This is a genomic window from Methanobacterium sp. (assembly GCF_016217785.1).
In the GTDB taxonomy this organism is placed as follows: domain Archaea; phylum Methanobacteriota; class Methanobacteria; order Methanobacteriales; family Methanobacteriaceae; genus Methanobacterium.
In genome coordinates this window covers 1-13,083 of record NZ_JACRGA010000011.1, presented here as the reverse complement: position 1 = coordinate 13,083, position 13,083 = coordinate 1, and the positions used below count along the sequence as shown (strand labels likewise).

The 13,083-nt window shown below is 34.8% G+C and carries 12 protein-coding genes and 1 pseudogene; 9 read left to right on the top strand and 4 right to left on the bottom strand.

From position 1 onward, the window contains the following. Positions 1 to 197 precede the first annotated feature (197 nt). Positions 198 to 1,433, bottom strand: coding sequence for an LL-diaminopimelate aminotransferase (locus HY987_RS05100; protein WP_292756276.1), 1,236 nt, complete (start codon positions 1,431 to 1,433; stop codon positions 198 to 200). Positions 1,434 to 2,003: 570 nt separating this feature from the next. On the opposite strand from HY987_RS05100, the gene HY987_RS05095 reads away from it, so the two are divergent. Both HY987_RS05095 and HY987_RS05090 read left to right on the top strand, forming a co-directional pair. Next, positions 2,004 to 3,407 (top strand): Mur ligase family protein, encoded by a 1,404-nt coding sequence (locus tag HY987_RS05095; protein ID WP_292756274.1) that lies wholly within the window; start codon positions 2,004 to 2,006, stop codon positions 3,405 to 3,407. Between the two features lie 304 nt (positions 3,408 to 3,711). Continuing rightward, a complete protein-coding gene (locus HY987_RS05090) occupies positions 3,712 to 4,827 on the top strand; it encodes a HEAT repeat domain-containing protein (RefSeq protein WP_292756272.1) in 1,116 nt (371 codons plus the stop codon). A 41-nt stretch (positions 4,828 to 4,868) separates the two neighbouring features. Here HY987_RS05090 and HY987_RS05085 read toward each other — a convergent pair whose 3' ends face one another. Further along, complete coding sequence (locus HY987_RS05085; protein ID WP_292756270.1) at positions 4,869 to 6,359, bottom strand: MBL fold metallo-hydrolase; 1,491 nt, start codon at positions 6,357 to 6,359, stop codon at positions 4,869 to 4,871. Positions 6,360 to 6,752: 393 nt separating this feature from the next. Between HY987_RS05085 and HY987_RS05080 the strand changes: the two genes are divergently transcribed. The 3 genes from HY987_RS05080 to HY987_RS05070 all read left to right on the top strand — a co-directional run bounded on the left by HY987_RS05080 (position 6,753) and on the right by HY987_RS05070 (position 8,485). Beyond that, positions 6,753 to 6,965, top strand: a complete 213-nt coding sequence (locus HY987_RS05080) for a hypothetical protein (protein ID WP_292756268.1) — start codon at positions 6,753 to 6,755, stop codon at positions 6,963 to 6,965. Positions 6,966 to 7,322: 357 nt separating this feature from the next. Continuing rightward, complete coding sequence (locus HY987_RS05075) at positions 7,323 to 8,237, top strand: HD domain-containing protein (protein ID WP_292756267.1); 915 nt, start codon at positions 7,323 to 7,325, stop codon at positions 8,235 to 8,237. Positions 8,238 to 8,329: 92 nt separating this feature from the next. Further along, on the top strand, positions 8,330 to 8,485 hold the full coding sequence (locus tag HY987_RS05070; RefSeq protein ID WP_292756589.1) for a DUF2116 family Zn-ribbon domain-containing protein: 156 nt from the start codon (positions 8,330 to 8,332) through the stop codon (positions 8,483 to 8,485). 107 nt (positions 8,486 to 8,592) lie between these two features. On the opposite strand, the gene HY987_RS05065 is transcribed toward HY987_RS05070, so the two are convergent. After that, a complete protein-coding gene (locus HY987_RS05065; protein ID WP_292756265.1) occupies positions 8,593 to 8,808 on the bottom strand; it encodes a TIGR04165 family Cys-rich peptide in 216 nt (71 codons plus the stop codon). Between the two features lie 297 nt (positions 8,809 to 9,105). Further along, positions 9,106 to 9,264 carry an arginase family protein gene (locus HY987_RS05060; RefSeq protein WP_292756263.1) on the bottom strand — a complete coding sequence of 53 codons (159 nt, stop codon included), beginning with the start codon at positions 9,262 to 9,264 and terminating at the stop codon, positions 9,106 to 9,108. Between the two features lie 708 nt (positions 9,265 to 9,972). Here HY987_RS05060 and HY987_RS05055 point away from each other — a divergent pair. From HY987_RS05055 to HY987_RS05040, 4 genes and pseudogenes are all read left to right on the top strand, one after another. Further along, positions 9,973 to 10,635 carry a peptidoglycan-binding domain-containing protein gene (locus HY987_RS05055; RefSeq protein WP_292756261.1) on the top strand — a complete coding sequence of 221 codons (663 nt, stop codon included), beginning with the start codon at positions 9,973 to 9,975 and terminating at the stop codon, positions 10,633 to 10,635. A 474-nt stretch (positions 10,636 to 11,109) separates the two neighbouring features. Further along, the gene (locus HY987_RS05050; RefSeq protein ID WP_292756259.1) at positions 11,110 to 11,613 is read left to right on the top strand and encodes an NUDIX domain-containing protein; all 504 of its coding nucleotides are present in this window, start codon (positions 11,110 to 11,112) and stop codon (positions 11,611 to 11,613) included. Positions 11,614 to 11,820: 207 nt separating this feature from the next. Continuing rightward, a complete protein-coding gene (locus HY987_RS05045) occupies positions 11,821 to 12,096 on the top strand; it encodes a hypothetical protein (RefSeq protein ID WP_292756258.1) in 276 nt (91 codons plus the stop codon). Between the two features lie 807 nt (positions 12,097 to 12,903). Beyond that, a pseudogene (locus tag HY987_RS05040) lies at positions 12,904 to 13,083 on the top strand (peptidoglycan-binding protein); the annotation flags it as partial.

Here is a 13,083-nt window from a genome sequence, read left to right as displayed (position 1 = left end):
TTCAAACCTATTCTATTTTTAATTCAGGCTAATATTGAGAAATCTCTAAAAACAAATAAAAATAAAAAAAAATGTAGATTTGTAAAAAAGGTTATTCCATAATTCACATGGATAATTAGAACATCTTTTCATGAATAAATTGGAATATTCATTCCATGAATAAATTGGAATGTTCTTCATGGATAATTTAGAATATCTCAGATGGATAACCTGGATATTCTTTCCATGGCCTTTTCTGTATTTTCCAGGGTGTTGAAGGCAGTTAACCTGAGATAACCCTCACCACTGGGACCGAAACCTACACCAGGGGTTCCAACTATATGGGCCTCATCCAGTAGAAGATCGAAGAATTGCCAGGAATCCATATCACCCGGGGTTTTAACCCAGATGTAGGGTGAATTAACTCCACCGTAAACCCTTAAACCAAGATCTTTTAAGCTGTTCCTGATTATGGAAGCATTTTGCATATAGTAGTCAATGGATTCTTTGATCTCTTTTTGTCCTTCTGGTGAATAAACTGCACAGGCAGCCACTTGTATGGGATAGGAAACACCGTTGAATTTGGTGGTCTGGCGCCGGTTCCATAAACTGTTAACTGAATGGGGGTTACCTTCACTGTCAAAGCCCATAACTTCTTTAGGAACTACAGTGTAAGCACAACGGGTACCGGTGAAACCAGCATTTTTAGAAAAGCTCCTGAACTCAATTGCCACCTCACGGGCACCTTCAATTTCATAAATACTGTGAGGTATGTTGTCTTCCTGAATGTAAGCTTCATAAGCACCATCAAAGAGAATAATTGAATTATTTTCACGAGCATAATCAACCCACTGTGCCAGTTGTTCTGTGGTTAGTGCAGTGCCGGTAGGATTGTTGGGGAAACATAAATAAATTAGGTCCACTGGTGTTTTGGGAAGTTCAGGGATAAATCCATTCTCTTCAGTGCAGGGTATGTATACTAGTTTCTGGTAACGACCATCATCTTCCATGGGCCCGGTTCTCCCGGCCATAACATTACTCTCCACATAAACAGGATAAACTGGATCAGTAACTGCAACTGTGTTAAGAAGATCGAATATTTCTTGAATGTTACCAGTATCGCATTTAGCACCGTCACTGACGAAAATTTCATTAGTAGATAGATTGATTCCGCGTGGGGTGTAATCATTTTTTATAATTTCCTCAATCAAAAAATCATAACCCTGTTCTGGACCATAACCCCTGAATGATTCAGCATCACCCATTTCATTCACTGCTTCGGTGAATTTTCCGACAACAGCCTTAGGTAAAGGTCGGGTTACATCCCCAATACCCATCCGTATTATATTGGCATCGGGATTATCATTCTGGTATTTTTCAACCCTTTGGTTAATTTCAGAAAAAATATAGTTGCTTTTAATTAACAGATAGTTTTCATTGATTTTAACTGCCATATACAAACGCTCCTGCTGTTTTTATAAATAGGTTTTTTTTTATCATCAATTTAGCATCTTAATTATTGAGAAAAGTAAATCGGTTTTCAATCATTAGTCTAAATATACTTCATCATTATCTTATTGAACTGCCTCTATTTATCCTTTTTTCAATATCTTCCCCCATGAATATTTAGACCTAAAGGATTTATTAAGGTGAATAAAGGTTATCATATTATGAAGGAGACATATTTCCTTTTTCATCGAATTTAATCAATTCAACATATTATTCTCAATTTCATTAAAAACAATACGTAGAAAGGATTATCCAAGGAGAATCAACTTGCTTATATGTGATATTAATAAAAACTAGATATACTGGAGTTAGGATATATTTAATGGACAATAAAGTTAATAATTGAAAATATCAGAAAGAGAATCTTAACAGTATTCCCTGGACTATATTGATTTGATTATTAATATGAGAATATGGAGGAGTACTCCCTTTTGAGAACTAAATTTGAATCAAATTTTACTTATAACTCAAAGTATATTTATCGGGAAGAGCAATTTAATTGTGGAGAATTTAACATGAAGTGTGTTGTAATAGGTGCAGGTAATGCTGGGCGACCGGCAGCCAGGATTTTAAATTATGCTGGTCACCAGGTTCAAATAACTGATGAAAAGTTAATGGAGGAATTCCCAGAGAGCGTCCAAAAAACTCTCCACAAAATGGAGGAAGAAGGCGTGGATCTTCACCTGGGACTGGATGACCCCACCAATATTGAAGATGTGGATGCAGTGTACATTTCTCCCAACATACCTAAAGATTCTCCAATCAGACATTACTTAGTTGATAATGAATTAAAATTAATTATAAATCAGGATATCTCTAAAATTATGGACAATGCCATAAATATTGATGTAATCGGCGTAACCGGGACCCTGGGAAAGACCAGCACCACCCATATCATATCTGAAATCTTTGAAAATGCCGGATACAATGTTTGGACCTGCTCATCCCTTTCAGGGAATCTGCTCAGTGAAGTGATTGTAGACGGAATCATTAATGGTGATCACCTTAAAAGTGATATTGCTGTTTTGGAATTGCCCCATGGAACAATCCGACTTCTTTCCGAGTTAAAACTGAAAGTGGGGTTAATAACCAATATCTATTCTGACCATTTATCTGAATTTGAGGGTTCCCTGGAAAAATATATCAAAAGAAAGCTCATGATCATTCATTCCAGTGAAATGCTAATAGCCAGCTCACAGTGCAGGAACCATCTCAATGAACTCAATGTATTATATTACTGCTCACGGAACAGTGGCTGTGATGTTTCCGGTTATCTTGAGGATGGGAATATTGGGATAAAATATAAATTAAAGGGACGTGAAGGAGAATTTGAAACAAAATTCAACCTCAGGGGATATTACTTTGAAAACTCTGTTGCAGCAGCGACTGTTGCTTTAGCTTATGGTCTGAAAGAAGAATCCATAAAAAAGGGTTTAATGAATTTTAAAGGAATTCCCGGACATTTAGAATACATTGGTGATTATCATGGTCGTGAAGTTCATTTTGATGCTGCTTTTGTCCCGGAAGGAATTATTTCCACTTTAAAACAGTTTTCACAGGATGAGAAATCTGATTTGATAATATTAATTGACAATCCCGACAGCACCAACCCCAGGGATAAGTTAGAAATCGGGAAAGTACTGGGAGAGTATGCTCAGGTGATCATTGCCAGTGGATATAATGAAACAACCGGTATCCTGGACATGAAATCAGCACAAGAAGTGCTGGAAGGAGCAGGAGATTCCGATGCTCTTAAAATAGCTACAGAAGACATGGTTACTGCTGGTGAGTACTCTATTAAACATTCTAAACCTGGAGATATCATTTTACATATCGGTCCTGGGGCTATAACCAATTATGAAGATTTAAAATCCAAAATGATGAGGGGAATAAAAGAAGGATGCAAAAAATATTCTTAAAAAAGGGAATTTCTTCACGATTTCTATTTTAATGGAATAAAATTTAGCTATTATTGTTCATTCTGCTTAAAAAAAGTTTTAAAATTTTTTGGAGTGAATTCATTAATTTTAATTCTTCTTTTAAAGTTAATTGTGTGTTTTAAAGATTAATGGGATGTTTTTTAGTAATACATCATCTGACAAGTTACAAAAGTCATAATAATTAGTACAAAAATGTGTCTTTGGAAAACAGTTATTTAGATTGAAAACATGATTTAAAAAAAGTCTTCTACAAAAATAAGTTTACTTCATAAGGTGTAAAAATATGGGATATTTGATATGTCAAGAATGTGGCGGTTATTATAAACTTGAAAAAGGCGAATCAAAAGAAGATTTCGTCTCCTGTGAATGTTATGGCTCTTTAACATACATTGATGCTATTGATGATTATTTAAATGAGAATAATAAGTTTAACAAAGATTTATCTGGAGATACAGGGAATGAGTCCAGTGATGTTAAGTATGCCGTTGATGTTAAATCTGATAATTTAGTGCAGGATTCTGATTCTCCTTCAAGGACTGGTTTTGAAGGTGAACTTACCCCAAAAAAAGAAATATCCGAATCTCTCAGTTTTCCATCTTTCAGGGAATCTGAAGATATTCCCTCTGTAAAAAATAGAAATTATTATCGGAAAATCAGTTCCAAGGATATAAAACCTGATATCAAAAGATTAAAGCTCATTAAAGATGTTAATGGTGTTATTGAAGCCCTCAGTTACGATGATCTGGAGGTTAAACTGGAAGCAGTCCAGGCACTGGGAGCTATGGGTGATGAGAGGGCTTTGAAATATTTGGATAAACTAAGAACTGAAGAAACTGGTGTCCTGAAAACTTATGCTGAAAATGCAATTTTTCACATAGAATCCAAAAATAAAGGACTCAAATCCCAAAACCGTGCATATTACCGGGAAGAGTACTATAAAGGAATTACAATAACATCTGATGAAAAAAAACTGATTGATCAAACTAAAAAACCCATTGATCAAACTGTAACCACAATTAAAGAAAAAGTACCAGATAAAACATCCGAAATTCCTAAGAATAGTGTTTCAGGGGTTCAAAATATTCTGGATACTAAAACTAGAAGTACTCAAAAAACTGCAAAGCTCCCTGGAAAAACTGATGGTAAAGAAGTTAACAGTAAAGAAGTTCCTAAATTGGTTGTGCCCTCTGAAATTGTTAAAACAAACATATCTAAAAAAACCACTCCAAAAAATGATGAAACTAAGAGAATCACTGAAACTGAAGGCACATCGGATGATGGTATCTATTTCATACAGTTTCTAGGTATTAAAAAAACAGATAAACCATTAATAGGATTTATTTTCTTTTTTACAGTATCTCTAGGAATCGGAGTGCTTCTTACCATGGGTTACAAGTAGGGTGGTCGCTGAATGGTGAATTAATAATGATTATGGGAGATTTATTTACTAAGGGTGGGATTAATAACTTCAATACCATCATCCTGGAGTTTTAGGAATTTGTTTTTGTGGGTAGTGTGAACTGGATATAACTTATCGGGATTCACCTCACGTATCATGTTCAAAATCTCTTTCCCATTGGCGTGCCCAGATGCATGGAAGCATTTATTTAAAAGGGGTAAATTGAATAACTTCAGCCATTTTCGTACCTTCCTTTCATTTATTTCCATCTGTTCATCAAAGGGTTCGGTGCTGGACTTAATATATACACCATTCTCTGGTTTTATATCAATAAGTTCTTTTAACTCGAAAAAGTCACAGCGGAATATGTAATCACCAGGATCTTCCCGGAGGTCATGATAGGTCAGGACATTATCATTTTCCAGTAATTCTCTTTCCCACTTTTTGTAATCCCTGAGGCACTGTGAGGAATCAATGTCACTGGCACATAACCATTCATCATCCACACAGGCAAAACTATCCTCTCCCAGAAGACCCCAACCCTTGCGGGGCTTGTAAATTATCACATCTGATAAATCAGGATACTCATTGCTGGTTTCATTGAATAAGTTCAAAATATAGGCCTGTTTAAGGCTCACCACTAGTTCGCGTTCAGTATCCTCGGCAACTTTATAAAAGGTTAAAAGTCGGTCCAGATCCCGTACAGGGTAGTTAACCACCACCAGACCTTTACATCTATCTACAGCACGAACTGCACGTTCCTCAATGTCTGCCTCACTGATATTTTGTTCACTATCAATACGTGTACCTTCACTGATCATAATGGTGGGCTTGGATTTACTGGCTTCTTTAATGAATTTACGGGTGAGTTCTGGATGTCTCCCATGGAAACGAAGATCACCGGTGTATACAATGGTTTCATCTTCATTTTCGCAGATAAACGCAGATGCTCCTGGTAAGGAATGGTCCACTGGGGCAGATTTGAGTTTAAAGTCACCAATTTCAAACTCTTTATAGGGTTTCACAATCCTGATATCACGGTCAACAATGTTAGCCCTGGACCGCATGTAACCCTCGCCTCGCTTTTTAGGTTCTAGATAAAATGACTTTTTTAAATGAAGATACTCGGAAAAAGATGCAGCCCCAGTATCTTCCAGAGCCTTTAAAATCAGGTAAGATTCATTGGAAAGATAGATGGGGATGTCTTCTCGTAAATGATGGACATAAGCCACGTGGTCCACGTGAGAGTGGCTGATGAGAACTCCATCAACAGAGGGTTTATCTGGGTAGGGCAGGCCTACGTGCCGGAGGTAATCCTCCCGGTAGATTCCTTCTATATTTGGTAAAAGGCCTAGTTCTACAAAATCACAGATTCCATTGGCTTTTCGTGGTTGGAGGAATTCGGATAAATAATCATTGGCATGTGAAAATCCCATTCCAAAGTCAAAGAAGAAAGAACCTTTTTCATCTTCAACGCGGATTTTGTTGCCGCCAATTTCATCCACACCACCAAAAAAATCAATACTGGTCAAAGGAACACCTCTCCTTCAGAATCTTAACCCCATATTCAACTATTATCCTAATTTAACTCTTATTTTATTCCTAAAAATTTTATTATTCCTATTTTTTTTAATAAAAGTTCGTTTTATCTGTTATTAACTCCTATTATCCCTGGATTTTATCTGGCTATTATTTAAACTTCCCCATAAACATTTTAATCCTGTTTTAGATACATATTGGGATTTAAAAATATCTTTGTAATTTATTTTCATTATGTTCCTAATTACTTTTCTTAAGTTGCAGTTAATAGAATTATTCTTTTTTTATAGGTAAATAGAAATTCTTTTTTAATGTGGAAAATATTAATGGAAAAAAATTTCAACACCAAAAATCAGATATACTCACATGCAGGAGGTTTGTGAAAAATGTGTGAAGACGAAAAATGTGACTGCCATAAAAGAGGTCATCACGGATACCACGGTCATCACCATCATTCGGGTCATGGAAACTATTCTACAATTGCCAAAAGGACCGGAGAAACCGTGAACATCCCTGAAATATTATTCGAAGTTGCAGATATAAATGAGGGTGACTTCTTTCAGATACATATCCACAAAATAAAAAAACATAAACATTAGGGTCCCTGAACATTTGGATTTCCTTTGAGAGCTAGGTAAACAATTATTTAGTTGGTATGCTATTTTTAAAATAGATATTTGATTCAACAGCCGCCTTTTGAAGGGTAATCCTTAAGGTAATCCTTCAATCCATTTTATAATGATAAAATCTATCTTAATAAAAATAAATAATTTATTTAATTTAGAGTTATCCATTAATTACAACAATATTGCATTAAAGATAAACTACTTGAAAATATAATCCAATATAATGATATAATCCAATATCATTCTAAGTAAATCATTCAGTTACATTAAACCATCTGTTATCATTTCTTAGCAACTGTTAATAGTGTATCTTGAGGGATGGGAGATTTCATGTTAAAAAAAGAAGAAGATTTCATTGAAAATTTGAACACTGTAAAAAGAATTAACACCTCTTTTGTTATTGCCAGTGCAACTATCAAAACAGCTCGAAATGGGAAGGACTACCTTGAATTTAGTTTAACTGATAAAACTGGTGAAATCATTGCCAGGATGTTTCCCAATAGGGATGCTCATGATATATTTGAAAATATTAATCAGAAAAGTATCTATGCAGTAACTGGTAATGTTGATGAGTTCCCTCGCAATTCCCAGAACTTCAGCATCAAAATTGATAGTTTCCAGGCTCTGGATGAAGGGGAATACCATCTTGATGATTTCATCCGGACTTCGGGCAAAGACCAGGAAGAACTTATTGATGAAATTACCAGCACTATCAAAGGTATGGAGAACGTTTACTTTAAAACTCTTCTTAAAGCCTTTTTCTGTGATCCTGAGTTTTCTCAAGAATTTTCCACAGCACCATCAGCAAAAATTCATCATCACAATTACCAGGGAGGATTATTGGAGCATACTGTGGAAGTGCTGCAGATATGCAAAACTGCCTGCCAAATTTTTCCACAGCTGGATCAGGATTTACTTTACACTGGGGCAATACTCCATGATGTGGGTAAATTAAAGGCATACGACTATGATTTAATAAGTATTGACATTTCCAGTGAAGGAAAAATGTTAGATCATCTTTTCATATCTGCGGACATGGTGAAAGAGAAAATAAACTCATTGGATATGGATATGCCTGAAAATCTTCAAACACTGCTTCTGCATATGGTCCTAAGCCATCATGGTGAGGTTCGAAATGGTTGGGGGTCACCGGTTGATCCCAAAACTCCTGAGGCAGTGGCACTTCACCATGCCGACAACTTAGATGCCAAGGTTAAGGGGTTAATTCAAAAATTAAAAGGTTAATTTGTAAAGGTTATGGAAGCATTGAACTCTTCAACAAAAATTTGGAAGTAAACTAAAAAAGTATTACCTCTTAAGGGGGAGTAATATTGGATATGGATGATATTGGCCAGGAGTTAGAGAACTACCAGAAAACTTTGGATGATGAAAAAAAGAAAACAGCCCGTATTAATTGGGCATTGTTTTTAATCTTGATTATTGTAATAATCGTATTTGTGTATTCATTGTGGCGTTACCAAGCTTTTAATTAGGTATTAGTAAAATAAGTGTTAGTATTCCGGTCTGTTAAAAAAATATAAAAATAAAAATATAAAAATCTATTAAAAAAAATTTAAAAAAATGCAGAATTTGGGAATTCTTAAAACTCAATTTTCTTTACTTCTTGCTTTAATTTCCGGTCTTTACAGTATTCAAATACATGACCACATTCACTGCAAAGTATTACTCCCACATTACCATCTGGAATGTGCGGAATATAACAAGTGTCAAGTGAAGTTTTCTTCTTTCTCTGGGAAACGGTCTTATCTTTACAACCACATTCAGGGCAGGCCTGGTTAAGATCTTCAGATTTCATTTAATTTCTCCCTTTACTTTTAGTTTACATTTATATAATATTTTTTAAATTAATCCGAGATGTTAGTGCACTGGATTTTCCGCAAACATCATTGAATGGTCATCCTAATTGAATAATAATTCAGAAATCATTCATGATATTGGTTCGTGCATTCTCGAACGTATGGTATTATGCGAACCAATGTATTTAAAGTTTTTCATTATTTGGATTTTGAAAATATTCGAAGTTATTACATCTATATTTATTGGATCCCTAATACCGATCTGAACAGTTCTCCGGGGATCTAAGACTCCATCCTCAACTGACATGATACAGGATACTTCCACTGGAATTCCGGCCACCGTTAATTGCCTGGGCAGTGTCACAGTGACCATCGAAATGTACCCGACCAACTGGGTTTTCTTCTCCAATGGCCTTTAGGATGGGATAGGCCCTCCTAATAAAAGGGAGAGTCATTAATTTACAGTTTATGTGATTTTTTATGTATTTTCACACCAATATAATCATTCCAAACTTACTTGTGAATATTCTCACAAAGAAAAAAAAATCAATTGTCCATGAAAATGGATTAACAGTAACTTCCCCATTACTAATTAAGTGATTTACTTTAAATTTTTTAAATCATGTTTTGTTGTATTGATACAAAAAATCCCAGGGGTGTGCTGGTTATGCACGGTTTAAGAAGATTCATCATAAATAGTAATAAACATGATTTCAAGTTCAAATAATCTTTAAATTTCTTATTCAGATGGTTTTAACAGGTTAATTAAAGTTTAATCATCTATACTATCTAATTGACTACTGCAACATAGAGGGTTCCTTGTAATGGGTGAATCCGTGAGTAGTGATAGATTATAATGGTCCTAATCGTGTTTTATTTTTCAGATTTGGCCATGATTTGATGATTTTTAAGGAATTTAAACCTCCTTTGGTCTCTTCCAATCAATGGTTCTAATAAAACTTCTAAATGCGCTTTATTTGAAAAAATAAGCTTAAAAATGGCCTTAAAAAAGAAAATAGACCGAAACCTTTATATAACATGTCCAATGAACTGTTGGTGTTCAAAAAGTCCTACATCATTTATTTTAAGATTTAGGGCACGGAGGCGATAAAATTAGGCGAAAATTCACACAAGCAATAACAATTGCATTGTGTGCACTTTTCATGGTAATCCCAGCTGTGGGAGCCGCGGAAAGTTCAGATACTGAAAATACGGTCGTGACCAACGCGAGCACAGACCAAAACTTGACAGTAGGAATGACTGGAGATAATGTCACCGAACTACAGACCTGGCTGCATACCCAGGGATTTTATAATGGTAAAATCGATGGTGAATTTGGAAACTACACTGAACAGGCAGTCAAAGCATTCCAGCAGTATGTTGGAATCAAAGAAGACGGAATTGTGGGTAACATTTCCCGTCAAAGCATGAAAGACCTGGTCAATGGAAACATCGACACTACCAGCAGTACCTCAGGTACATCTAGTTCATACAGTAAAACTGGTTCAAGTTCATCCAGTAAAGCTGCATACGGAACCAGCAAATCTTACTCTAGCTCATACTCTTCCGGCAGTAGCGGATGGAGCAGTGGACAAGGAGTAGGTGATTGTTGGGATAACAGTGCAGCACTGTACAGTTCATTAACTGCATCCGGTCAGTCTGCAAGGATCGTTCAGTACGCCAACAGTTACTCATCCAACCACCGTTCCGTTGAAGTGTGGAATGGTAACAGCTGGGTTGACTATGACTACAAAAGTAATGGCTACTCTAACAGGTACTACGCTACCAGCCATGACTCATCAGCAACTGTGATTGCAAGTAGTTAAAACCCCCCTGTGGGATGAAATACATATTTCAGCAGTTGATAAGTTTACAACTGCTGATTAAACCTTTTTTTTTAAACTAATCTTTGAGTAAACTTCTTGAATAAAATCTCTGAATAATTATATGAATAATTCTAAACTGAATGATTTCTAATTCACTATTTACAAATCTTTGAATTATACCTCAACTATGTTTACAACTCTTTGAATTATACACATTTACCGTGGATTAATTATCCCCCGGGATAATTATCTCAATTGGTGATAATTATTCAAATAGGCATAATTAAAAAATTCATATTCACTTTCTCTGGGACAGATAGGGGAATGATTAAAGTGAAAACATCCCTCACCAAAAAGAGTTTTAATTTAAATAACTATTAATAATAAGATTAAAATAATAATTACAGATAACCATAATACAGATCAAGCATTAGAATCAGTTGATAGGATAAATTGAATTTTGGAAGGGAAAAAATGATAGATTATGTTTTTGGCCTGTCAGTGAGAGTTTTACTTACTGATGAAAATAATAAGATTCTGATTCTTAAAAGATCAACAGATTCTAAGACCAATCCTGGGAAATGGGAATTTCCAGGTGGAAAGGTTGATCAGGGTGAATCCTTTGACCAAGCCCTTATCAGGGAAGTTTATGAAGAAACCCAGCTTAAAATCGCTTTGGAACATGTTATTGGAGTTTCAGAACAAAACTTGCACCTGATTAGAGCCGTACATATCATTATGTCCGGTAAAATAATTGAAGGCAACCTAACTCTCAGCAGGGAACACGAGGGTTACGCCTGGGTATTTTTTGAAAATTTACCTGAATATGAGCTGGCGGACTGGTTAAATGATTTTGTAAACAACCAGAAATCCTCTAAAAACTCTGAAATTGAGGATGATGGGAATCAGGTTACCAGTACAGTCAAACCATGGATAAATTCCATCCAGAGTTCAATGGATAAAATTTTAAAGCGTTAATCTACTATTTTTAATGAATAATATTGTTTTCAGCACGTAATATTGTTTAATTTTTATAAAATAAAAGGAATCCACGATAAAAACATTTAAAACATTTAATAATAAGATAGTTTTTTAATCATAATTCCATCAAATTCTAATACCATGAACATGAGTTCTGTGTAATTTTGGTGGATTTTAAAATAGAAGACTGAGGGGAGATTACTAGTGACTTTAGAGAAACTGGTTAATGAAAGGAATTATATATTAGGGGAATTAAAAGCATATGAAGACCTTCAATTAGCACTGGAGAAGATTAAAAGGTTTAATATGGAAAATTTTAGTGAAACTACCCTGAAAGTGTATGATACCAGTAGTGATCCTGAACTGGAGGAGATCACTGAAACGGTGGTTGCAGTTAAAATCGATGAACTAACTGACTATCTTTTAAAGATATCAGAAAATATTAACCGCATAAAAATGGGTGAATCAGCAGAGTCATGATTAGGTTAATAACAGGCCCATTAGCTATGTATCCAATAACAGCCTAATAAACATCTCTTTTTTTTAAATAAACTTTTATTTTAATAGTAAATTTATTTAGATGCAGTAAAATTATAATTTTAACATTTCATTAGTTGTTTGACATTGTTAGTCACTCATTTCCGAAGTTATAGCTTTTGTCACAATTTCAAAACATTTTCAAAACAAAACTATCACTCAATTTAGGAAAAGGGGCCTATGTGATAAATGAGTAATTACTTTATATACCAGAATATACCTTCCGGCAATTTGTTATTAAAAATTCCATTTTAAATGGGTTAAAATTATTAATAGAAAAGAATTCGACCTCAATTGCTAAAAAAGGCCTCAAAATCGTTTAATTTACATAAACTTCTATAATAATTATTTTTAATTAATAAAGTAGATTTAAAGTTCTTTATTGATTTAAAGCACGATTAAAGGCGTTTTAAGTCTCATAGGGAATAATATGCCATAGTAATAAAAGAATTGGAAATCCTTATTTTCCTTAAATGGGGTTTAAATTGAGGTGATATCTTGAAAATACTAAAGGAAATAAGGCATGGCCAAATATTAAAATTAAAAAGCCCAAAATGGGTTTTAAATTAAAAAATAAGCTCTTTACATTCGTTTTTTGGAGATTTTTTTCGAAACCTTTATAAGGTATGTTGTTTCCATCCAATTGTAGTAAAAAATAAGTCCTGTAAAATTAATTTTATGGGCTACGGAGGCGGTATAATTAAGCGAGTGAAGCGAAACTCTACCTATGCAATATTATGTATGTTGTGTATGGTTGTTGCGGCAGTTCCGATTTCGGGTGCTGTGGGCGACCAGAATGTTGATACAAATGGTGAGAATTTTGCCAGTGGTTTGACTGTTGGGGTTACGGGTGCTGAGGTTCAAGAGGCTCAGTCTGTGATTGCAAATAATAAGCCTTTTGGTGAGAATTCAACTAAAATTTTAGGAAAT